Below are 21066 nucleotides of genomic sequence, written 5' to 3'. Positions count from 1 at the left end.
CCGCACCGTCGGCGCCGGCGTCGTGTCGAAAATCATCGAGTAAGTCGGCTTTGCCAATACTCAAAGAAAGGGCGTCCCTCGGGACGCCCTTTTTCTTGTTCAGGAGACAACTGTGTTAAGAAAGCCTTGTAAAGGTTGACCGAAAAATCGCGACTTGGCCTGCCAAAATATCCAGTTGGGGCAAAACCAGCTTATGGAAAGGGCTTTCAGTACTTGGTTTGCGACTGCCGAGATTCTTTGATACAAAATCTATAGCATAGAGCGTTTCCGATAACCTCCCACCGTAGACGGGCTCGTGATGTGCCAGCCGGTTGCGTGTCTGGTAAATTACTTCGAGTTCCTTCGCAATTGCAGCGCGGCTAAGTTGCTTATTAGGAAAAACGCGCTTGAGTCCTCTTTTCCAAAGGGTGTTTTCGTAGTTGTCAGAAAAAAGACGCTTCCAAAAGTGCATTGTGAGTTGCGCAACGATTTCTCCTTCAGAGACCGCTATCGTTGATTGTCTTTTTTCCGCAATCTTCCTGTGTTTAATACCTTGCGGTTTGCCATTTGGGAACGCTACTGCGTCTAACGCCGACTTTTGCTGACCGGTGAGTTTGGAGTACTTTGCTCTTTGGGCATTTTTTGTAGCTTTTTTGATTGAGCTTATTTCTATGGCGGACCAGTTGAGTGAGGTAGGTGGGTTTGTGAGCCAATCGGAAACCTGGAAAGCATCGTTCAAAGCGTTGCAGGCTGAGTTTCGGATTGCGACCTCAATTAACCCTGTAACAGCCATGATCGAGACACCTAAACTCATCGTCGCTTGATGTAGCTCGATGGCATCCTCTGGTTTTTGCTGCTTTGTCAGCGCTTGGAAGGTTCCCAGCCGAGGGGCAGAAAGAAAACCTGAAATTTCGTTTGTATCCGAAGGGGATAGAAACCTTGACATTAGTATTTTCCTTTACTACATACAGTCTTGAAACGTCGGGATACATGGTCGGCAGCGCGACTTTCGTGACGGACCCCCGACGCTATAAGAAAAGGCCGCTCAATTGAGCGGCCTATTTTTTGGATAATCCCTATTAAGCCGTTGCTGCACCAGCAATATCTCACATGCTAAGAATTTCAATCTAAAGTTGAGTCTTCAATATAATACCGTTTGAAATTATCCCTTGGTGGAGAGACCACGCGGTTTACGACTTTAGCCCCTTGCCAAACCCCACCAACCCCTGTATTTCGCGCGAGTTCTCAATAAGAACGTCAAGGCGGGGTGATTCCCGCCTTTTGGGTTCGATGAGGGTTGGCGATGCGCGTCTGTCCTCCTCTCAACTCCAACGCCTGAATAAAAGGCTGTTAATATGCAAAGCCAAAACATCCGTATTCGGCTGAAGGCATTTGACTATCGCGTTCTGGATGCCAGCACGCAAGAGATCGTCAACACTGCCAAGCGGACCGGCGCGAACGTGCGCGGCCCGATCCCGCTGCCGAACAAGATCGAGAAGTTCACGGTTCTCCGTGGCCCTCACGTTGACAAGAAATCCCGCGACCAGTTCGAGATCCGCACGCACAAGCGTCTTCTCGACATCGTTGATCCGACCCCCCAGACCGTTGACGCGCTGATGAAGCTCGACCTCGCTGCTGGTGTGGACGTCGAGATCAAGTTGCAGTCGTAATCGGAGGGTATGAGAATGCGCTCTGGTATTATCGCAAAAAAAGTTGGCATGACCCGCCTGTTCATGGAAGACGGCAAGCAGATCCCTGTGACCGTTCTTCACCTGGACAACCTGCAGGTCGTTGCACAGCGGACCGCTGAAAAAGACGGCTACACCGCCGTTCAGCTGGGCGCCGGTGCTGCCAAGGCAAAACGCACCTCGAAAGCCATGCGCGGTCACTATGCCGCTGCCAAGGTCGAGCCCAAGCGTAAGCTGGCTGAGTTCCGCGTCTCCGAAGATGGCCTGATCGAAGTGGGCGCCGAAATCTCGGCAGAACACTTCCTGGCTGGTCAGAAGGTTGACGTTTCGGGTACCTCGATCGGTAAAGGCTTTGCCGGTGCAATGAAGCGCCACAACTTCGGTGGTCTGCGCGCCTCGCACGGTGTTTCGATCAGCCACCGTTCGCACGGTTCGACCGGTCAGTGTCAGGACCCGGGCAAGGTGTTCAAAGGCAAGAAGATGGCCGGTCACATGGGTGCTGCCCGTGTTACCACCCAGAACCTCGAGGTTGTCAAAACCGACGCCGACCGTGGTCTGGTCTTCATCAAAGGCGCCGTTCCCGGACCGAAATCGGGCTGGGTCACCGTCAAGGACGCCGTAAAGAAGAAAGCACCGGAAGGCCTGCCTTTCCCGGCTGCTGTGAAATCGGCTGCAACCGAAGCACCTGCGGAAGAAGTATCCGCGGAAGGTGGTGAAGCATGAAACTTGATGTAATCAAACTGGACGGCGGCAAGGCCGGCGACATCGAGCTGGATGCAGACCTGTTCGGCCTCGAGCCGCGCGCGGACATCCTGCACCGTGTGGTCCGTTGGCAGCGCAACAACGCGCAAGCCGGCACCCACAAGGTCAAGACCCGCTCGGAAACCAGCTACTCGACTAAGAAGATCTATCGCCAGAAGGGCACCGGTGGCGCACGCCATGGTGACCGTAACGCGCCGATCTTCCGCAAGGGTGGTATCTACAAGGGCCCGACCCCGCGTTCGCACGGCCACGACCTGCCGAAGAAGTTCCGCAAGCTTGGCCTGCGCCACGCTCTGTCGGCCAAAGCCAAAGCAGGTGAACTGGTTGTGATCGAGAACGCCGAAGCCGAAGGCAAGACCGCCGCACTGGCCAAACAGGTTGCAAACCTGGGCTGGAAACGCGCTCTGGTCATCGACGGCGCGACCGTGAACGAAGGGTTCCTGAAGGCGTCGCGCAACATCGAAGGTCTGGATATCCTGCCGTCGATGGGTGCAAACGTTTATGACATCCTCAAGCGTGACACTCTGGTGCTCACCAAAGCGGCTGTCGAAGCACTGGAGGCTCGTCTGAAATGAGCGCGAAGGCAGAACACTACGACGTGATCCGCAAGCCGATCATCACCGAAAAGTCGACCATGGCGTCCGAAAACGGCGCGGTTGTCTTTGAAGTGGCGATCGACAGCAACAAGCCGCAGATCAAAGAGGCCGTCGAGGCGCTGTTTGGTGTGAAGGTCAAAGCGGTGAACACCACCGTGACCAAAGGCAAGGTCAAGCGGTTCCGCGGCCAGCTGGGCCGTCGGAAAGACGTCAAGAAAGCATATGTGACCCTGGAAGAGGGCAACACCATCGACGTGTCCACCGGTCTCTGATCGAACCCGTCTTTGGAGAGAGATTAAGGCCCCCGCGCAAGCGGGGGTTTTTTTGTTAGGTCTGCCCATTGGATGGAGAATTTCAGGTAGATTTTGCCCAAACCGGGACATACGTTCCAAAGGGAAACTAAGATTCTGGTGACATGATTTGAAAACGACACAGATTTCCATTGCAGAATTCGAGCAAATTGCCGAACGAGAGGAGAGCCACTTTTTTGATCACAAGTCCAAGCAAATAGACGGCCGCGGCATCCAGAAAGTCGCCGTTGCGTTTGCAAATGCGGATGGTGGTGAGTTCATTGTCGGAATAAAAGATAAGGCCGTGGCGGAGTCTCCGGCGGAGCGATGGGACGGTTTCTCAGAAATCGAAGCGATGAACTCTGGGCTGCAGGCAGTTTTTGAAGTCAAACCGGCTGTAAACGCTCAATACGAACTTCTGACATGTGATGTAGGTCAAGGTTATCTTCTCAGAATTACAATTGAAAAGTCTGCAGAGGTCTTATCAACGTCAGACGGACGAGTGATAGTCCGCCATGGTGCTCAATCCATTACAGTAAAGGATCCGGCACGGATTCAGGAGCTTACGTTCTCGAAGGGTGCAAAGTCTTTCGAAGACAGTATTCTTGATGGATTGCCGACAGAGTTGATAACGGATTCAGCCGAAGTTCAAAAGTTTCTTGCAGATTATTCGCCCAAAACAGATGCTTTGGAGTTTGTGATCAATCAAAATTTGGTCGACTACAAAACTTGGGAAGTGCGGGCCGCAGCTGCACTACTGTTCCACCCGGTTCCAAGTGCCGTAATGCCTCGAAAATGCGCCGTAAAGATTTCGAGATATGAAACTCGGGAAGACGATCCGGAGCGCGATCACTTGGCGGAGCAAAGAACCATTGAAGGTCCGCTCTACGAGCTAATTGCTCAAACTGTTCGAGAGATCACAGAATTGATGTCTCAAGTCAAAGTTTGGACAACTGATGGTATAGGCACACTCGATTATCCGCCAGAAGCCATCTGGGAAACTGTAGTAAACGCGATCATTCACCGTGACTACTCGATTTCTGATGATGTGCAAATCTACATCTTTGATGATCGCATCGATATTCACAGTCCGGGAAAGCTGCCGGGTTATGTTACTGTTGAAAACATTCTGGACGCTCGATTTTCAAGGAACCCTAAGATTGTAAGAACATTGAATAGATATCGCGAAGCGCCAAATAAGGATCTAGGAGAAGGGCTGAATACCACTTTCCAAAAGATGAAGGAGTTTGGTCTGAAAAGCCCAACTATCTTCGAGGAAGGCAACTATGTTGTCGTGAGACTGCCCCATACTCCGTTGGCGACGCCGGGCGAAGCGATACTGGAATTCCTGAAGGCGCACGATCGAATAACAAATCGGCAGGCAAGAGAGATAACCGGAATCAAGTCCGAAAATTTGGTGAAAGTTGAATTCTATAAGCTTCGAGATGCCGGGCTTTTAGAGCAAATACCCGAACTGAGGGGGCCAAAGTCGGCGTGGAGGAGAACAAAGTAGTGCTTACACCTCTTAGACGCCGGTATCCCCTATAGACACCCACCCCCAACCCTGTTTCACGCACCCAATCTTACGGCCTCGGATTCGTTCCGGGGCCTTAGATATTTTGAACCGGGGACTTTCGGGGCCCTATACCTTTGGCACCTGCGGGGGCCTATCACATAGCGGGGAAACTCCCTGCACTTGCTAAACGGAAGACAGAAAGCATGGCACTCAAGTCGTATAAGCGCGATATTTTTGATCGCCGCAAAGACGGCTGGACGTCAGGTGCAGTTCTGGAAAAGAGCAATGAAATCGTTCTGAGCACCGGTTTTTGACCCAACATGAGCGGCTGATCACGGCCCCGGCGGCTTCACCCGTCGGCGCCGATTTCATTTCAGCCCCGAAATTCTGCGCCGTCTGGCGTTGGAAACAAATGCGCGGTGTCAGCGCCGAGCCCGTTTTCAGGTTGCCGATAAAAAGATGGGGCCGTTGTCCGTTTCCGATGGCCTTAAATAGGACCGTGCCGATGTGGATACGGTTTCTTTGACGATGGGTCGCCATGCGGTCTGAAAGACCGATTCGTCCGGGTCGCCCAGACGTCTGGCACGTTGTTGGAACACGCAACGGCAGATCTGCGCCTGCGTATCTCCAGGTTTCATGCACCGGCCACGTCCCCTTTTGAGCTGCCCGTTACATCGAGAATCGTCCGCAAGGGCATTGCCTGCTCAGCTTAACGCACGCGGCCCGTCGGTTCGTGGATCACTGCGACCAGGACTGCGCGTTGCAGAAGATAAAGGTGCAGATGACAAACCACCCGATCAACCTGTTCAAGTGTGGAATGCCAATCCGGACACCGTGTGTTTCAAGACGTTTCGGCCCGCGTCATGCCCCAGCAGCTGCCGCAGGCGACCATAGGGTCTGGTGGCCTCCGGCGCGTCAGCAGAGGGCACACGCATACTGCGGCCTTGCCATGTTCGGTCGAGTCACGAGCTTTGAGACGGTGCCATAGTCCCCGACATCCAGCAGGGGGCATGGACCCGATATTAGCGTCACACAGTAGGGGTAGCGTAATTCGGCAGAATGAGGGGGCGCTCAGGTGCTCTGTGGCCGTTCTGCGGGCTTCTCCCGGAAACAGAAAAGGCGCCGTGCGGCGCCTTTGTGTCTTGCACTGGGATATCCGCGATCACGAGCAATAAACATGCTTGTGCGCAATATCTGCAATGTCGCAGCGGCGGATGCCGATGTCATCGAGTTCGCGGTTGGTCAGGCGCTGCAACTCGGTATAGGTGCGCTGATACTCAGCAGCACGTGCACGGGCTGTTTTGATCCGTGTGACCATGTCAGCGATCCGGGTGCCGAAGTTGAAGCCGGTATGGGTCAGTGTTGCAGTTGTCATCTCTGTATTCCTTTCTCGTATCAGGGCGTATTCCCTGACGTTTCCTTTTGAGTTCCTTCATTGGACAAGGCAGAGATAGGAGCGTTTGCTATCGCTAACAACGCAGATTTTGGTCTAGCCGATATGCATCTGTTGAATGGCTATACATGTCGTGGGCCACGTCAATCACACGCCGCTTTCATTTCTTTCGCGCGTTTTATTGCGGGCGGCCATCGCCCGACCATCACGTATGCTCAGCCCCATCAGTGTCAGATTGGTCGCCCCGGCAATCAGTTCGATGATCTGTACAATATAGAAGCTGGTATCAAACGAGCCCGCGTTTGCCTTTGCGCTCAGGTAGACGGCGGCTGGAACAAGGACGATGAGACCGTTCATAGCAATGATCGGCATCCGTTTCTTTTTGGTGAGCGTAGGGGCATCTTTTCGACGACGCCCAAGTGTCGCCCCGGATGCACCGACAATCACCATTGCAGGCACCAGGACAAAGAGCCCGCTGACGATCATGGACTTTACTGCCGCGACGGTCTCATGGTTTGCAAATAACTCACTGTACAAAGTGGATGTCCAGAATACGAGGATCGTAAGAAAGCCTACTACTCCGGCGATGGGGTGGATGGTTCTTAACATGTTGCTACTCTCAAATGAGGGTCAGGCGACGCAGTGGTTTTCGACTGCGAGCTTGCGAAGAAGATGTGGCCGGGCCACTGCGCTTGCTGGATAGTCCGCGATCCGACGCTGGAACTCGGGATGAGTGAATGCGTCGCGAAAGCTTTGCACGTTCTGCCAGATCGCGTAGTTCACAAAGGTCGAACTGCCCGCGATACCCTGATGGAGCTGGGTCGAGATATATCCCGGTTGCGATTTCATGAAATCCGCATCATGCGCCCATGCCCGAAGCAGCGCCTTTTCGTCTTCGGCGTCCACCGTAAACAGGTTGATCAGCACCACCGGTCCTTCCTCGGTCTGCATCTGATCTGCCAGCGTGACGATCGTGTCCAACTCTTTGATACGAGCCATTTCGGTTCCCTTCGATTCTAAAATATAGCAAGCTATATAAAATTGCATAGCATGCTATTCAAGTGTAAATCTAGGACATGGACTTCGAAAAAGAAAACTCGGCCGGGTATCTGGTTAATCACATGGCACGATTGTTCGCAAAGGAGTTGCAGCAACGCATTGCGCCCTTTGGCATCGTCGTCGGACAATTCCCAATCTTGCTGGAACTCTGGCTCAAAGACGGTGTGACGCAAAAGGATCTGCTGACCAAAATTGACGTCGAACAGGCGACATTGGCCAACACGCTCAACCGTATGGAACGTGATGGCTTGATCAAAAGAACGAAAAACCCTGCTGACGCTAGGGCTCAATTGATTTGGTTGACCGAGAAGGCCGCAGCACTTCGCAGCAGCGCCTACGAGGCAGCTCAGAACGTGAATGCCGATGCATTACAGGTCTTGAATGACCCTGAGCGCACACAATTCATGAACTACATGCGTCGAGTCATAGGCGGCATGCGCTCAAGGTGAATTGAAGGAGGATCAGTTTACGGCACCGGCAGGCAAGCCATTAAACAAAAACACCCCCGACCGAGGTCGGAGGCGTTTCTAAGTCTTCAAAGCTGCGGGATTAGCCGCGCTCTTCGACGATCTCTACCAGATGCGGGATCTTGCGGATCATGCCGCGGACCGAAGGGGTATCTTCCAGCTCACGGGTTTTGTGCATCTTGTTCAGGCCCAGGCCGATCAGGGTTGCGCGCTGTTCGGCGGGGCGGCGGATCGGAGAACCGATCTGCTTGACGACGATGGTTTTTGCCATGGGTCGCTCTCCTTACGCTTCGGCTTCAGCAGCCGGTGCTTCGTCCCGCTTGGGCAGGATGTCGGCAACTTTTTTACCACGACGTGCGGCAACCGAACGCGGGCTCTGCTCTTTCTGCAGGCCGTTGATGGTGGCGCGGATCATGTTGTACGGGTTCTGCGAGCCCAGCGATTTGGACACAACGTCCTTGACGCCCAGCATTTCGAACACAGCACGCATCGGACCACCGGCGATGATACCAGTACCTTCAGGCGCGGTGCGCATTACCACTTTACCAGCGCCGTGACGGCCCTCGATGTCGTGGTGCAGGGTCCGACCTTCGCGCAGTTGCACGCGGATCATCTGACGCTTGGCTTGCTCGGTCGCCTTACGGATGGCTTCAGGTACTTCTTTCGCTTTACCTTTGCCAAAGCCGACGCGGCCTTTCTGATCGCCGACAACCACCAGAGCGGCGAAGCCAAAGCGCTTACCACCTTTTACGGTTTTCGACACGCGGTTGATCGCAACCAGACGATCTGCAAATTCCGGTGCTTCTTCACGGTCGCGGCCACGGCCCCGACGGTTTTCACGTTCTGCCATTTGGCATCCCTTTTCTCATGTGGCGCATACGGCGCCGTTTCTTCAATCCAAGTGAGCCCCGACTGTTGCCGAGGCCCCCGGATCATCGGGGCAGCCGCAAAGCTGCCCGCAAGTCTTAGATCTTCAGGCCGCCTTCACGCGCAGCGTCGGCCAGAGCCTTCACTTTGCCGTGGAACAGGAAGCCGCCACGATCGAAATAGGCCTCTTCGACGCCTGCCTTCTTGGCACGCTCGGCGATGGCCGCGCCCACTTTGGTGGCCGCTTCGACGTTGTTCTTGCCAACTACACCCAGATCTTTTTCCAGGGTCGATGCCGAGGCCAGGGTCACGCCACGCACGTCGTCGATCAGCTGAACAGAGATGTTCTTGTTCGAACGGTGTACGGACAAACGCGGACGACCCGCGTTGACCTTGCGAAGTTTGTTCCGAACGCGCAGGCGGCGCTTCAGAAACAGGGTTCTTTTGCTGTTTGCCATTGTGTTCGTCCTTACTTCTTCTTGCCTTCCTTGCGGAAGATGAACTCGCCCTTGTAGCGGATGCCTTTGCCTTTGTAAGGCTCGGGGCGGCGCCACTCGCGGATTTTCGCCGCGGTTTCGCCCACCAGCTGCTGGTCGATACCTTCCACAACGATCTCGGTCTGCTTCGGGGCGGTGATGGTGACACCTTCCGGAGCAGTGAAATCAACATCGTGGCTGTAACCCAGGTTCAGCTTCAGGGTGTTGCCCTGCATCTGAGCCCGGTAACCAACACCCTGGATCTCCAGCTCTTTTTTGAAGCCGGTCGTCACACCGGTTACCAGGTTGGCAACCATGGTGCGGCTCATGCCCCACTGCTGGCGGGCACGTTTGGACATGCCGCGGGGGTCGATCTTGACCACGTTGTCTTCAACCGACAACGTTACGTCGTCGGTGGCGGTAAAGCTGCGGGTGCCTTTCGGACCTTTCACTTCGATGGTCTGACCCGACACAGTGGCAGTAACGCCGCTGGGCAGCTCGACCGGCTTTTTACCAATACGAGACATTGCAGACCTCCTTAGAAGACGGTGCAGAGCACTTCGCCGCCAACATTGTTGGAGCGAGCGTTTGCGTCCGACATCACACCTTTCGGAGTGCTGACAATCGACACACCCAGTCCCTGACGGACCTGCGGGATGTCATTGACGCCCATGTATACGCGACGGCCGGGCTTCGAGACCCGCTTCAGTTCGCGAATAACAGGGGTGCCTTCGTAGTACTTCAGGCTGATTTCGATGGCCGGATGACCGTTTTCACCGGTCGTCTTTTCATAGCCACGGATGTAGCCTTCGTCCGCCAGCACGTCCAGAACCCAACCGCGCAGCTTGGAAGCCGGGGTGGAAACGGTGGACTTGCCGCGCATTTGCGCGTTGCGGATACGGGTGAGCATATCGCCGATAGGATCATTCATATCTATGTCTCCCTTACCAGCTCGATTTCACCATGCCGGGGATCTGACCAGCAGAACCCAGCTCGCGCAGCGCGATACGGCTGACCTTCAGCTTACGGTAGTAAGCGTGGGGACGACCTGTCAGCTGACAGCGGTTGTGCAGACGAGTGGCCGAGCTGTTGCGCGGCAGTTTCGCCAGTTTCAGACGCGCCTTGAAGCGCTCTTCCATCGGCTTGCTCTCGTCATTCGCGATTTCTTTCAGCTCGGCACGCTTTGCGGCATATTTGGCCACCAGGCGTTCGCGCTTCTTTTCGCGTTCGATCATTGCTTTTTTAGCCATGTCTCAATCCTCCCGGCGCTTATGCGTTGAACGGCATGTTGAACGCTTTCAACAGTGCCTTTGCTTCAGCGTCGGTTTTCGCTGTGGTGGCAATTACGATATCCAAGCCCCAGACCTCGTCGACCTTGTCGAAATCGATTTCCGGGAACACGATGTGCTCTTTCATGCCCATGGCAAAGTTGCCCTGACCATCGAAAGAAGGCTTTACACCGCGGAAGTCACGAACGCGCGGCAGCGCGATGGTGATCAGACGATCCAGGAATTCGTACATCCGGTCACCGCGCAGGGTCACTTTCGCACCCAGCGGCATGTCTTCACGGACGCGGAAACCCGCGATCGACTTCTTCGCCTTGGTTGCAACGGCCTTTTGACCGGCAATCGCAGTCAGATCCTCGACGGCAGCTTTTGCTTTCTTCGAGTCTTTGACGGCCTCGGCACCACAACCGATGTTCAGAACGATCTTATCCAGCTTGGGCAGCTGCATGTCGTTCTTGTAACCGAACTCTTCTTTCAGAGCGGCACGGATGGTTTCGACGTACTGAGCTTTCAGACGCGGGGTGTAGGTTGCGGAATCAAGCATCGATCACGTCCCCTGTGGTCTTGGCGAAGCGCACCTTCTTGTCACCTTCCATGCGGAAGCCAACGCGGGTTGCTTTGCCGTTCTTGTCCAGCAGTGCCAGGTTCGACAGGTCGATCGGGTTTGCCTGAGGCAGGCGACCACCTTGCGAGTTCTGCGACTGACGGGTGTGGCGGATGGCGATGTTGATGCCATCGACAACAGCTTTACCGGCCTTGGGGTCAACCGAGGAAATGGTTCCCTCTTTGCCCTTGTCCTTGCCGGCCAGCACGACGACCTTGTCGCCTTTGCGGAGTTTAGCAGCCATGATTACAGCACCTCCGGAGCCAGCGAGATGATTTTCATGAAGTTCTTGCCGCGCAGTTCACGAACAACGGGGCCAAAGATACGGGTACCGACTGGCTCGTTGTTGTTGTTCAGGATGACGGCGGCGTTGCGATCAAAACGGATCGCGGTGCCGTCTTCGCGACGGACTTCCTTGGCGGTGCGCACGACGACGGCCTTGCGGACGTCACCTTTCTTTACGCGGCCGCGTGGGATGGCTTCCTTCACCGAGACGACAATGATGTCGCCGACGGAGGCGTATTTACGCTTGGAACCACCCAGGACCTTGATGCACTGAACTCGGCGTGCGCCGGAGTTGTCAGCGACATCCAGATTGGTCTGCATCTGGATCATGTGGTTTCTCCCGACCTGTGGGGGCTGGTCTTGTTAATTCCCCCAGGGTTTCGACAAATGGAAAGGTCTGGGGGCTTACGCCTCCAGAACTTCCCAACGTTTCGTCTTCGATTTCGGCGCGCATTCGATGATGCGTACAGTGTCGCCGACCTTGAAGGCGTTCTTTTCGTCATGAGCCCGGTATTTCTTGGACTTACGAACGGTTTTTTGCAGCAGCGGGTGCTTGAAACGGCGTTCAACCGAAACAGTCACGGTCTGCTCGTTGGCGTCGCTGGTTACTACTCCGGACAGGATACGCTTGGGCATAGGATTACTCCTCCGATGCCGCGGCAGCGGCCTTTTCGTTCAGAATGGTTTTGACGCGGGCAGCATTGCGGCGGGCCGCTTTGATACCAGCTGTATTTTCCAGCTGACCGGTTGCCTGTTGAAAGCGCAGGTTAAAGCTTTCTTTCTTCAGGTTGGCCAGTTCCTCGCGGAGCTGGTCCGGGGTCTTGTCACGCAGTTCTTGGGCGTTCATCGCCTTTTTCCTTTGCTCAAAACACCAGAAGGCCCCCTTGCAGGGTCACCTTGGACCTGGTGGATGAATGATAGACACACGAATCCCCCGACTCGGCCGGGGGACTTGCAGGATGCCGTCGTATAAGGGTTTAGGGGGTGGGTGGCAAGGGTAAGTTTGACGTCTTCTTTACGCCAAGGGAATAAGTTGCTCCCGGTCGCTGAGCAGGTGGCCAACCACAAAGGTTCCTCGAAGTATTCCTCATCCAAACTCAGGCCAAGGTCTGTATTGCCAACAGGCCGCGTTCGGCGCCCAATAGAGAAGGCCCAAAAGCCTGAAGTTCACAGAGGAGGTAAGAAAATGACCAGTCCTTATTCAGGAGGATGTGAACACGTCAAGATAGTCGCGACGGCAGAGCCGATAGACAACCATGAATGCCATTGTGATGTCTGTAAGTCCGTGACCGGACAGCACACAACACATGTTGCGTTCTTTAACTACTCAGACCTGTCAGCAGACCCCGAAGATAAGATGAACCGTCAACCATTCAACGCCAACAATCCCGATGGCCCTTTAGAGCTTTGCACATGTTCAGAGTGCGGGGCCGCGCTGATGCTGGATGATAAGCAAAAGCGCATACGCGTGGCTGTACCCAACGTGATGGGGTATGATGACAGCCAGTTTCCGGCAGCGACTTACCACGCGTTTTATGATGACAGCAAAGGGTACCCCAAGCCTGATGACGGACGACCGGTATATGAAGCGCTTCGTCCAGAATTTGCTTGGCCTTCACCTGCCACCTGACAGGGCTTACGCTCATTCTGAGCGAAGTACCAACGGTGTTCGCTGACATTCAAGATGCCGGTATTCGGTGGGAGCGTTCAGTCCCACCGATAGTTGAAACTGACCGATATCCGCTCTTCCTCGGCCATGTTCATCGGCACCTCGTGGCGTAGCCAGCTTTCCCACAGCAGCACGTCGCCGACCTGAGGCTTCATATAGATAAAGGGCTGCAAATCGCGCCGCCCACCTTTGATCCGCGTTGGGGCCGCCATCATACGGCCCGAGCGGGGGTCTTCCAGCTTCAGCGCACTTGCCCCCTCGGGCATCGACACGTACGTCGTGCCCGAGATCACGCTGTGCGGGTGCAGGTGGCTGGAGTGCATGCCGCCCTCGGGCAGGATATTGATCCAGAGGTCCTCGAGCTTCAACTCTCCCTCGCCCAGATCGAATTCCAGATCCTTGGCGAAGGCCGCCACATGCTGATCCAGCACTTTGACCAAATCGGCAAAGATCGGGAACCGCCATGGCAGATCGGTCAGCGAGGCATAACTGGTATAACCGGGATAGCCGTTTTCCTCACACCAATCCTGCCCGGCCTCATCGTCCTCGGCAATGACAAGGCACGAGTTTTCCAGTTCTTCCGGGTCGATCCTGGGATCAAACTCAGACAATGCAGCGCGGTAGAGACGGGTTACGAAGAGTGATTCAATCTGTGCCATAGCGCCCTCTTAACCCAGCTTCACCGCGATTGCGATGGCTCTTTTGCGAGGCTCTGCCTCGCGCTCCGGGATATTTTTTGCCAGATGAAATCCGGATCCCCTGCTTCATCTGGCCATAAATATCCCGGGGGAGTCGCGGCTTGCCGCGGCGGGGGCAGCGCCCCCAAATGATAACCCCCGCCGGTTTCCCGACGGGGGTCAAATATATCACGAACGGGGAAACCCCCGGATCGCTCACCAGTCTTCGCGAACCACGACGCGGGTCTTGATCGGCAGCTTCATCGCGGCCAGGCGCAGGGCCTCGCGGGCGATGTCGTCATTGACGCCGTCGATTTCGAACATCACGCGACCGGGCTTGACCTTGCAAACCCAGCGGTCCACCGAACCCTTACCTTTACCCATACGAACTTCGATCGGCTTTGCAGTGACCGGAGTGTCGGGGAAGATACGGATCCAGACACGACCCTGACGTTTCATGTGACGGGTCATGGCACGACGTGCAGCTTCGATCTGGCGTGCGGTGACGCGCTCGGGCTGCAGGGCTTTCAGACCGTAGGTGCCAAAGTTCAGATCAGAGCCGCCCTTGGCTTCGCCCTTGATCCGGCCTTTGTGCATCTTGCGGAATTTAGTACGCTTTGGTTGAAGCATATCTTTCCCTCCTTAGCGACGACCGCCACCAGCACCACGAGGTGCAGGGCCGTCCTGGAGTTCCTGTGCTTTACGGTCACGTGCCTGCGGATCGTGCTCCATGATCTCACCTTTGAAGATCCAGACCTTGATCCCGATGATCCCGTAGGGGGTCATTGCTTCGGCATGTGCGTAATCGATGTCGGCACGCAGGGTGTGCAGAGGCACGCGGCCTTCGCGGTACCATTCGGTCCGTGCGATTTCGGCGCCGCCCAGACGGCCAGCGACGTTCACCCGGATACCCAGGGCACCCATGCGCATGGCGTTCTGAACCGAGCGCTTCATTGCGCGACGGAACGAAACACGACGTTCCAGCTGCTGAGCGATCGACTCGGCAACCAGCTGCGCGTCAAGCTCGGGTTTGCGCACTTCGACGATGTTCAGGTGCAGTTCGCTGTCGGTCATCTGGGCCAGCTTCTTGCGCAGAACTTCGATGTCTGCACCTTTCTTGCCGATGATGACACCCGGACGTGCGGTGTGGATCGTGACGCGGCACTTCTTGTGCGGACGTTCGATGATCACACGTGCAACACCGGCCTGCTTGCACTCTTTCTGGATGAACTCACGGATCTTGATGTCTTCCAGCAGAAGATCACCGTAATCCTTGGTGTCAGCGTACCAGCGGCTGTCCCAGGTGCGGTTGACCTGCAGGCGCATGCCGATCGGATTGACTTTATGTCCCATTAGGCTTGCTCCTCAACTTGACGCACCTTGATGGTGATCTCCGAGAACGGCTTCATGATCTTGCCGAAACGGCCACGGGCACGCGGGCGACCGCGCTTCATGACCAGGTTCTTGCCAACCCATGCTTCGGCGACGATCAGCTCGTCAACGTCCAGGTTGTGGTTGTTTTCGGCATTCGCGATTGCGGACTGCAGGCACTTTTTGACGTCCTGCGCGACACGCTTGTTCGAGAAAGTCAGGTCGGTCAGAGCCTTCTCGACTTTCTTGCCGCGGATCATTTGCGCAACCAGGTTCAGTTTCTGCGGGCTGGTGCGAAGCATGCGGGTTTTCGCCATTGCTTCGTTTTCAGCCACGCGGCGGGGGTTCTTTTCCTTGCCCATGACTTACTTCCGCTTCGCTTTTTTGTCTGCGGCGTGACCATAATAGGTCCGGGTCGGCGAGTACTCACCGAACTTCTGACCAATCATGTCTTCCGTGACGTTTACCGGGATATGCTTCTGGCCATTGTACACACCAAAGGTCAGACCCACGAACTGGGGCAGAATGGTGGAACGACGTGACCAGATCTTGATGACTTCGTTGCGGCCCGACTCGCGCGCTGCTTCGGCTTTTTTAAGCACATAAGCATCGACGAAAGGACCCTTCCAAACAGAGCGAGACATAGATTAACGTCCCTTCTTCTTGGCGTGCCGCGAGCGGATGATCAGCTTCTGGGACGCTTTGTTCTTGTTGCGGGTACGCTTACCCTTGGTGTCCTTACCCCACGGTGTAACCGGTGTACGGCCACCCGAGGTACGACCTTCACCACCACCGTGCGGGTGATCGATCGGGTTCATTGCAACACCACGAACCGACGGACGTACGCCTTTGTGGCGCATACGACCGGCTTTACCGAGGTTCTGGTTCGAGTTGTCGGGGTTGGACACGGCACCAACGGTGGCCATGCATTCCTGACGGACCATGCGCAGCTCGCCCGAGCTCAGACGGATCTGAGCGTAGCCGCCATCGCGACCAACGAACTGAGCGTATGTACCGGCCGCACGTGCGATCTGACCGCCTTTGCCAGGCTTCATCTCGATGTTGTGGACAATGGTACCGATCGGCATGCCCGAGAAAGGCATTGCGTTGCCCGGCTTGATGTCAGCTTTTGCCGACGCGATGACCTTGTCACCAACAGCCAGACGCTGCGGAGCCAGGATGTATGCCTGCTCGCCGTCTTCGTATTTTACCAGTGCGATGAATGCGGTCCGGTTCGGGTCATATTCGATCCGCTCGACGGTTGCCGCGACATCAAATTTGTTCCGTTTGAAGTCAACGATCCGGTAGAGACGCTTTGCGCCACCGCCGCGGCGGCGTGAAGTGATCCGTCCGGTGTTGTTCCGGCCGCCCGATTTGGTCAAACCCTCTGTGAGAGACTTGACCGGACGTCCTTTCCAAAGCTCCGAACGGTCGATCAGCACCAGCCCGCGCTGGCCCGGCGTCGTCGGCTTGTACGACTTAAGTGCCATGCTTTCTGTCTTCCGTTTAGCAAGTGCAGGGGATTTCCCCGCTATGTGAGAGGCCCCCGTAGGTGCCAAGGGTATAGGGCCCCGAAGGTCCCCGGTTCAAAATATCTAAGGCCCCGGAACGAATCCGAGGCCGTAAGATTGGGTGCGTTTAGCAGTGTTGGGACCGGGTGACAAGAGAGAGTATCAAACTTCTTCTGCGGCCTTGAATACCGCATCCTGCCAAACGCGTTGTGGTTTACGGCCTGGATGCTAAACCCAGAAATGTTCGAACTGTTGCTGGAACTCACAGAGCGGGAACAGGACCTGACAGAAAAGGTTGAAATTGTTTCCTGTGAACTTTGGTGCAGTGAGCCCCCATGGGAAGGCTCGGAGACCGGGCTTATTGGTGCCGGGCCAAAAGGTTTCGCGGAAACCGATCTGGCATGGTGCTGCCCCCGTAATCAGTCCAATGTATTTTATGTTGAGCCGCTGCTGCTTGGCGGCCGCATTCATGAGCGGGCTGGGGAAGCACTTTACCGAGTGACCGTAATCGTCAATCTATCGCGATATCCGCGCGGGTTAGGTTGATCCAGAATGGAGCGGCGGTGTGACGGACGGCGCATTCGGAGAGCCGTGATACAAAGAACACCCCCGTAGGCCGGGCTTCAGCCCGGCATTCACAATTCCCCTCAGAGCGATTGAAGGGTTTTGAGGCCATTCATCGGCGGATGTTGGTAAAGGTGTGGGTGTTTCGAGGGGTGCCGGGCTGAAGCCCGGCCGACCAGTTGGCGTGAGGGGTGCGAGCGCTCATCCTATGTTTGCAGTTTATCACTTCTGTGCATCAAAGTCGGCAATCGCAATAGATGCCAACTCGCGCAACTTGAGCTGTTCCTGAACTTTCTTATCTTCATCCAGGATTATCTTCATGGATAATTTAATCGGCTCAAATGCCCGCAAACACACATCCTCAGATAACTCGTGTATTCCTTTGCTAAGGATAGAATAAAGCCTTTTGTTTTCAACGAGAAAACTTGGAAGGTGACCCGCAAGAAAATGAACTTTTTCATCCATTCTCAGTTTGAAGAAATCCTCGTCATTCCATCCTTCTTGCTCCTTGAACTGTAGGAACCTTTTAGTAATCAAACGCTCAAAAATTCGCCGAAGATAAACGAATGATCCAATGCCAACACCATGTGCCGCAAGTCCTATAGCCTTGTGTAGTTCGGCGGCGTCATCTCTGTCTAGAACATCCCGGTATGTTGCTGCTTCATCGTTAGCAATGTCTGCAAGCGATGGGTATTGACCGACCTTTGTGATTGTAAGCCCATTAATGTAAAAGAAATAAAGTAGTCGATGGCCGGCTCGAGTGCACACCAAGTCAACACGGTCAAATGAACGACGGTCAAATACATTGCTCCAAGGATCGCCACTTGGGATGGTGGTTGCAGCTGCAATTTCAAATGTCGCGCTTTGCTTGCAAAACGGACAATGGCCATCAACACGTGTTTGGCGCGCTGGACTAAGGCCCTCCGTACCATTCCAAACAGATCCACGCTTCTGATATAGCGTTGCGTGCATGGATGCGTCCGTAGGCAGTTGTGCCTCCGCGTACAGCGGTAACTCAAAAAAGAAGGATGCGGGGGTCATGTCTCGCATTTGACTACCGCGCAAACTTCTTATGTTTCAACCGCTTGGGCTCCAGCGCGTCCGGCCCCAACCGCCGTTTTTTGTCCTCTTCGTAATCCTCGAAGTTACCCTCGAACCATTCCACATGCGCGTCGCCTTCAAACGCCAGAATATGCGTGCAGATCCGATCGAGGAAAAAGCGGTCGTGTGAGATCACCACGGCGCAGCCAGCGAAATCGACCAAGGCGTCTTCCAGTGCGCGCAGGGTTTCGACGTCGAGGTCGTTGGTGGGTTCGTCGAGCAGTAGGACGTTGCCGCCCTCTTTCAGCAGGCGGGCCATGTGGACACGGTTGCGCTCACCCCCGGATAGCAGCGAGACCTTTTTCTGCTGGTCGCCGCCCTTGAAGTTGAAGGACGAGCAATAGGCGCGGGAATTGACCTGCGCGTCGCCCAGCTGGATGATCTCGGCGCCGCCGGTGATCGCCTCCCACACTGTGTCGTTGTCTTTCAGGTCGTCGCGGGACTGGTCGACATAGGACAGCTCGACCGTGTCGCCGTATTCGATGGTGCCGGCATCGGGCTTTTCATGGCCGGTGAGCATTTTGAACAGGGTCGATTTACCGGCGCCGTTGGGGCCGATCACGCCGACGATGCCACCGGGCGGCAGGCTGAACGAGAGATTTTCGATCAGTTGCTTGTCGCCCATGTGCTTGGCCAGCCCGTTGACCTCGATCACCTTGCTGCCTAGGCGCGGGCCGTTGGGGATGACGATCTGAGCGCGGGTCAGCTTTTCGCGCTCGGACTGTTCCGCCAGCTCGTTATAGGCGTTGATCCGGGCTTTGGATTTGGCCTGACGCGCCTTTTGACCCTGACGCATCCATTCCAGTTCGCGCTGTAGCGTCTTCTGCTTGGATTTGTCCTCGCGTGCTTCCTGCTCAAGCCGTTTTGCTTTCTGCTCCAGCCACGAGGAATAGTTGCCTTCGTACGGAATGCCACGGCCGCGGTCCAATTCGAGAATCCAGCCGGTGATGTCATCCAGGAAATAACGGTCGTGGGTGACGATCAGGATGGTGCCTTTGTAGTCGATCAGGTGCTGTTGCAGCCAGGCGATGGTTTCCGCGTCCAGGTGGTTGGTCGGTTCGTCCAGAAGCAGCATGTCGGGCGCTTCCAGCAGCAGCTTGCACAGCGCCACGCGGCGTTTCTCACCACCCGAGAGGTTGGCGATGTTGGCATCGTCCGGCGGGCAGCGCAGCGCCTCCATCGAGACATCGATCTGGCTGTCCAGATCCCACAGGTTTTCCGCGTCGATCGCGTCCTGCAGGGTGGTCATTTCCTCCATCAGCTCGTCCGAGTAGTTCTCGGCGATCTCCATCGCGATCTCGTTGAAGCGGTCGACCTTGGCCTTTTTCCCGGCCACGCCCAGCATGACGTTTTCGCGAACGGTCAGGGATTCGTCCAGTTGCGGTTCCTGCGGCAGATAGCCGACCTTGGCCCCCTCGGCGGCCCATGCCTCGCCGGTGAAGTCGGTGTCCAGGCCGGCCATGATCTTCATCAGCGTCGATTTACCGGCGCCGTTGACGCCGACGACACCGATTTTCACGCCGGGCAGAAAGCTGAGGTGGATGTTTTCAAAACACTTCTTGCCACCGGGATAGGTCTTGGAGACACCCTGCATGTGGTAGACATATTGATAGGCAGCCATGTCGCGTCCTCTGGGTCGGGGAATTTGGTTGAAACGCTGGATATCCGAGCGGGACGGGCGGGGCAAGCTGGTGGTTTTGTGAATTTCGTCTTTGGGTCGGGCGGCATAGTGTGGGTGCGTTGCAAATGGGGGTGTTATGTCGGAACTGGCCGAGTTGATTGCGGGTTGGGCGCAGCCCGGTTGCGTGACTTGGATCGGAGCGCGACCAGAGCGCCGGGCCGAGATGGTGTCACTGGAGGAATCCGTGATTACTGAGGCCGGTCTGATCAGTGACCGCGCCCGCGTTGGCAAGAGAGCAGTGACTTTGATCCAGCAGGAGCATCTGGCGGCGATTGGGTCGTATCTGGGGCAGGGGCCGGTTGCGCCTGAAATCCTGCGGCGCAACCTGGTGGTTTCGGGGATCAATCTGACGGCGCTCAAAGGGCGCGAGGTGCAGGTGGGCGAGGCAATTTTGCGCCTCACCGTGATTTGTGCGCCGTGCAGCCGGATGGAAGAAGCGCTGGGCAAAGGCGGCTATTCCTCCGTGCGTGGGCACGGAGGATGGTGCGCCGAAGTCGTGCGACCCGGGCGGGTTCGGCTGGGTGATGTGGTGCAACCTGTTGATTGACAACGCCTCGCAGTTCTGAACATCAGCAGGGTATGGAGCGGTACGGCATACCCTATGCGCGACCTGGGCAGGTCGTCGGTCTGTTCGGCGGGTCGTTTGATCCACCGCATCAGGGCCATGTGCATGTCACGCTTCAAGCGATGAAGGCGTTCGGGCTGGATCGGGTTTGGTGGCTGGTATCGCCGGGCAATCCGTTGAAGGAACGCGGGCCCGCGCCCATGGACAAGCGAATGGCGGCAGCGCGGAATGTGATGCAGCATCCGCGTGTCGAAGTGACAGACATCGAGGCGCTCACAGGTACACGCGCGACTGCGGATACTCTGACAGTGTTGCAGCGATTGTATCCACAGGTCCGATTTGTGTGGCTGATGGGGGCGGACAATCTGGCGCAGTTTCACCGCTGGAAAGACTGGCGAGGGATCATGGACAGTGTCCCTGTCGGTGTGGTCGCGCGGCCCGGCGACCGGATATCTGCCCGGATGTCCAGGGCGGCACGGGTCTATGCCAAGTACAGGATCGACGGGCAGGCGCGGCATCTTTTGGGGCGGGCGCAGGCTCCGGCCTGGTGTTTCGTGAATGTGCCGATGGTTGATGTCAGTTCCACTGAGATTCGGACGCGCGGCGAATGGCGCGCGGAAGTGTTGCCGGAATAGCCTTGCCCGGCGCATAATCGCAGC

The 21066-nt window shown here is 55.9% G+C and carries 34 protein-coding genes; 10 read left to right on the top strand and 24 right to left on the bottom strand.

Going from position 1 to position 21066, the window contains the following annotated elements; translation table 11 throughout:
• Window positions 1–115: 115 nt before the first annotated feature.
• On the bottom strand, window positions 116–925 hold the full coding sequence (locus tag GS611_RS19165) for a hypothetical protein (RefSeq protein ID WP_171638103.1): 810 nt from the start codon (window positions 923–925) through the stop codon (window positions 116–118).
• Window positions 926–1334: 409 nt separating this feature from the next.
• Here GS611_RS19165 and rpsJ point away from each other — a divergent pair, with 409 nt between their 5' ends.
• From rpsJ to GS611_RS19140, 5 genes are all read left to right on the top strand, one after another.
• Window positions 1335–1649, top strand: coding sequence for a 30S ribosomal protein S10 (gene rpsJ, locus GS611_RS19160; RefSeq protein WP_008756422.1), 315 nt, complete (start codon window positions 1335–1337; stop codon window positions 1647–1649).
• Between the two features lie 15 nt (window positions 1650–1664).
• On the top strand, window positions 1665–2390 hold the full coding sequence (rplC, locus tag GS611_RS19155; protein ID WP_171638102.1) for a 50S ribosomal protein L3: 726 nt from the start codon (window positions 1665–1667) through the stop codon (window positions 2388–2390).
• Window positions 2387–3004: a 50S ribosomal protein L4 gene (gene rplD / locus GS611_RS19150; protein ID WP_171638100.1), complete on the top strand. Its 618-nt coding sequence runs from the start codon at window positions 2387–2389 to the stop codon at window positions 3002–3004. The genes rplC and rplD overlap by 4 nt, the downstream gene beginning before the upstream one ends.
• Window positions 3001–3297, top strand: coding sequence for a 50S ribosomal protein L23 (locus GS611_RS19145; protein WP_008757532.1), 297 nt, complete (start codon window positions 3001–3003; stop codon window positions 3295–3297). The genes rplD and GS611_RS19145 overlap by 4 nt, the downstream gene beginning before the upstream one ends.
• 148 nt (window positions 3298–3445) lie before the next feature.
• Window positions 3446–4828, top strand: coding sequence for an ATP-binding protein (locus tag GS611_RS19140; RefSeq protein WP_171638098.1), 1383 nt, complete (start codon window positions 3446–3448; stop codon window positions 4826–4828).
• A 213-nt stretch (window positions 4829–5041) separates the two neighbouring features.
• Here the strand turns inward: GS611_RS19140 and GS611_RS19135 are convergent, their stop codons facing one another.
• From GS611_RS19135 to GS611_RS19120, 4 genes are all read right to left on the bottom strand, one after another.
• On the bottom strand, window positions 5042–5371 hold the full coding sequence (locus GS611_RS19135; RefSeq protein WP_171638096.1) for a hypothetical protein: 330 nt from the start codon (window positions 5369–5371) through the stop codon (window positions 5042–5044).
• 622 nt (window positions 5372–5993) lie between these two features.
• The gene (locus GS611_RS19130) at window positions 5994–6206 is read right to left on the bottom strand and encodes a DUF1127 domain-containing protein (RefSeq protein ID WP_171638095.1); all 213 of its coding nucleotides are present in this window, start codon (window positions 6204–6206) and stop codon (window positions 5994–5996) included.
• A gap of 165 nt (window positions 6207–6371) precedes the next feature.
• Window positions 6372–6833, bottom strand: coding sequence for a hypothetical protein (locus GS611_RS19125; RefSeq protein WP_171638093.1), 462 nt, complete (start codon window positions 6831–6833; stop codon window positions 6372–6374).
• Between the two features lie 21 nt (window positions 6834–6854).
• Window positions 6855–7223 carry an antibiotic biosynthesis monooxygenase gene (locus tag GS611_RS19120; RefSeq protein ID WP_171638091.1) on the bottom strand — a complete coding sequence of 123 codons (369 nt, stop codon included), beginning with the start codon at window positions 7221–7223 and terminating at the stop codon, window positions 6855–6857.
• Window positions 7224–7300: 77 nt separating this feature from the next.
• Between GS611_RS19120 and GS611_RS19115 the strand changes: the two genes are divergently transcribed.
• Window positions 7301–7732, top strand: a complete 432-nt coding sequence (locus GS611_RS19115; RefSeq protein ID WP_171638089.1) for a MarR family winged helix-turn-helix transcriptional regulator — start codon at window positions 7301–7303, stop codon at window positions 7730–7732.
• A gap of 100 nt (window positions 7733–7832) precedes the next feature.
• On the opposite strand, the gene rpmD is transcribed toward GS611_RS19115, so the two are convergent.
• The 11 genes from rpmD to rpmC all read right to left on the bottom strand — a co-directional run bounded on the left by rpmD (window position 7833) and on the right by rpmC (window position 12115).
• A complete protein-coding gene (gene rpmD, locus GS611_RS19110; RefSeq protein ID WP_050605831.1) occupies window positions 7833–8021 on the bottom strand; it encodes a 50S ribosomal protein L30 in 189 nt (62 codons plus the stop codon).
• A gap of 12 nt (window positions 8022–8033) precedes the next feature.
• Window positions 8034–8600, bottom strand: coding sequence for a 30S ribosomal protein S5 (rpsE, locus tag GS611_RS19105; RefSeq protein ID WP_170328768.1), 567 nt, complete (start codon window positions 8598–8600; stop codon window positions 8034–8036).
• 115 nt (window positions 8601–8715) lie between these two features.
• Complete coding sequence (rplR, locus tag GS611_RS19100) at window positions 8716–9075, bottom strand: 50S ribosomal protein L18 (RefSeq protein WP_058283506.1); 360 nt, start codon at window positions 9073–9075, stop codon at window positions 8716–8718.
• An 11-nt stretch (window positions 9076–9086) separates the two neighbouring features.
• Window positions 9087–9620, bottom strand: coding sequence for a 50S ribosomal protein L6 (rplF, locus tag GS611_RS19095; protein WP_152459161.1), 534 nt, complete (start codon window positions 9618–9620; stop codon window positions 9087–9089).
• A gap of 11 nt (window positions 9621–9631) precedes the next feature.
• Window positions 9632–10024 carry a 30S ribosomal protein S8 gene (gene rpsH, locus GS611_RS19090; RefSeq protein ID WP_068340741.1) on the bottom strand — a complete coding sequence of 131 codons (393 nt, stop codon included), beginning with the start codon at window positions 10022–10024 and terminating at the stop codon, window positions 9632–9634.
• Window positions 10025–10037: 13 nt separating this feature from the next.
• Window positions 10038–10343 (bottom strand): 30S ribosomal protein S14, encoded by a 306-nt coding sequence (gene rpsN, locus GS611_RS19085; RefSeq protein ID WP_010437098.1) that lies wholly within the window; start codon window positions 10341–10343, stop codon window positions 10038–10040.
• Window positions 10344–10362: 19 nt separating this feature from the next.
• Window positions 10363–10923 (bottom strand): 50S ribosomal protein L5, encoded by a 561-nt coding sequence (gene rplE, locus GS611_RS19080; protein ID WP_171638087.1) that lies wholly within the window; start codon window positions 10921–10923, stop codon window positions 10363–10365.
• Window positions 10916–11227: a 50S ribosomal protein L24 gene (gene rplX / locus GS611_RS19075; RefSeq protein WP_152459159.1), complete on the bottom strand. Its 312-nt coding sequence runs from the start codon at window positions 11225–11227 to the stop codon at window positions 10916–10918. The genes rplE and rplX overlap by 8 nt, the downstream gene beginning before the upstream one ends.
• 2 nt (window positions 11228–11229) lie before the next feature.
• A complete protein-coding gene (gene rplN / locus GS611_RS19070) occupies window positions 11230–11598 on the bottom strand; it encodes a 50S ribosomal protein L14 (protein ID WP_008757934.1) in 369 nt (122 codons plus the stop codon).
• Window positions 11599–11673: 75 nt separating this feature from the next.
• Window positions 11674–11904 carry a 30S ribosomal protein S17 gene (rpsQ, locus tag GS611_RS19065; RefSeq protein WP_171638085.1) on the bottom strand — a complete coding sequence of 77 codons (231 nt, stop codon included), beginning with the start codon at window positions 11902–11904 and terminating at the stop codon, window positions 11674–11676.
• A gap of 4 nt (window positions 11905–11908) precedes the next feature.
• Complete coding sequence (rpmC, locus tag GS611_RS19060; protein ID WP_010437082.1) at window positions 11909–12115, bottom strand: 50S ribosomal protein L29; 207 nt, start codon at window positions 12113–12115, stop codon at window positions 11909–11911.
• Between the two features lie 339 nt (window positions 12116–12454).
• Between rpmC and GS611_RS19055 the strand changes: the two genes are divergently transcribed.
• Window positions 12455–12898, top strand: a complete 444-nt coding sequence (locus GS611_RS19055; protein WP_171638083.1) for a GFA family protein — start codon at window positions 12455–12457, stop codon at window positions 12896–12898.
• A gap of 77 nt (window positions 12899–12975) precedes the next feature.
• Here GS611_RS19055 and GS611_RS19050 read toward each other — a convergent pair whose 3' ends face one another.
• The 6 genes from GS611_RS19050 to rplB form a co-directional block, all read right to left on the bottom strand.
• A complete protein-coding gene (locus tag GS611_RS19050; RefSeq protein WP_171638081.1) occupies window positions 12976–13596 on the bottom strand; it encodes a 2OG-Fe(II) oxygenase family protein in 621 nt (206 codons plus the stop codon).
• Window positions 13597–13830: 234 nt separating this feature from the next.
• Window positions 13831–14244 (bottom strand): 50S ribosomal protein L16, encoded by a 414-nt coding sequence (gene rplP, locus GS611_RS19045; RefSeq protein ID WP_117872242.1) that lies wholly within the window; start codon window positions 14242–14244, stop codon window positions 13831–13833.
• Window positions 14245–14256: 12 nt separating this feature from the next.
• Entirely contained in the window at window positions 14257–14967 is a 711-nt protein-coding gene (gene rpsC, locus GS611_RS19040) for a 30S ribosomal protein S3 (protein WP_171638079.1), read from the bottom strand.
• Window positions 14967–15347, bottom strand: coding sequence for a 50S ribosomal protein L22 (gene rplV / locus GS611_RS19035; RefSeq protein WP_039538267.1), 381 nt, complete (start codon window positions 15345–15347; stop codon window positions 14967–14969). The genes rpsC and rplV overlap by 1 nt, the downstream gene beginning before the upstream one ends.
• A gap of 3 nt (window positions 15348–15350) precedes the next feature.
• Window positions 15351–15629 (bottom strand): 30S ribosomal protein S19, encoded by a 279-nt coding sequence (gene rpsS / locus GS611_RS19030; RefSeq protein ID WP_068348022.1) that lies wholly within the window; start codon window positions 15627–15629, stop codon window positions 15351–15353.
• A 3-nt stretch (window positions 15630–15632) separates the two neighbouring features.
• Window positions 15633–16475: a 50S ribosomal protein L2 gene (rplB, locus tag GS611_RS19025; protein WP_170356688.1), complete on the bottom strand. Its 843-nt coding sequence runs from the start codon at window positions 16473–16475 to the stop codon at window positions 15633–15635.
• A 261-nt stretch (window positions 16476–16736) separates the two neighbouring features.
• Here rplB and GS611_RS19020 point away from each other — a divergent pair, with 261 nt between their 5' ends.
• Window positions 16737–17042: a hypothetical protein gene (locus GS611_RS19020; protein WP_171638077.1), complete on the top strand. Its 306-nt coding sequence runs from the start codon at window positions 16737–16739 to the stop codon at window positions 17040–17042.
• 240 nt (window positions 17043–17282) lie between these two features.
• Here GS611_RS19020 and GS611_RS19015 read toward each other — a convergent pair whose 3' ends face one another.
• Window positions 17283–18032 carry a short-chain dehydrogenase gene (locus GS611_RS19015; RefSeq protein WP_171638075.1) on the bottom strand — a complete coding sequence of 250 codons (750 nt, stop codon included), beginning with the start codon at window positions 18030–18032 and terminating at the stop codon, window positions 17283–17285.
• Between the two features lie 82 nt (window positions 18033–18114).
• On the bottom strand, window positions 18115–19782 hold the full coding sequence (gene ettA, locus GS611_RS19010; protein ID WP_171638073.1) for an energy-dependent translational throttle protein EttA: 1668 nt from the start codon (window positions 19780–19782) through the stop codon (window positions 18115–18117).
• Between the two features lie 136 nt (window positions 19783–19918).
• Between ettA and GS611_RS19005 the strand changes: the two genes are divergently transcribed.
• Complete coding sequence (locus tag GS611_RS19005) at window positions 19919–20389, top strand: MOSC domain-containing protein (protein ID WP_171638071.1); 471 nt, start codon at window positions 19919–19921, stop codon at window positions 20387–20389.
• Between the two features lie 32 nt (window positions 20390–20421).
• Window positions 20422–21042 (top strand): nicotinate-nucleotide adenylyltransferase, encoded by a 621-nt coding sequence (locus GS611_RS19000; RefSeq protein WP_171638069.1) that lies wholly within the window; start codon window positions 20422–20424, stop codon window positions 21040–21042.
• Window positions 21043–21066 lie beyond the last annotated feature (24 nt).

It is taken from the genome of Ruegeria sp. HKCCD6119, assembly GCF_013110585.1.
Taxonomy (GTDB): Bacteria; Pseudomonadota; Alphaproteobacteria; order Rhodobacterales; family Rhodobacteraceae; genus Ruegeria.
Note: the sequence above shows the minus strand (reverse complement) of the source record. Positions and strands in the feature narration are given on the sequence as shown.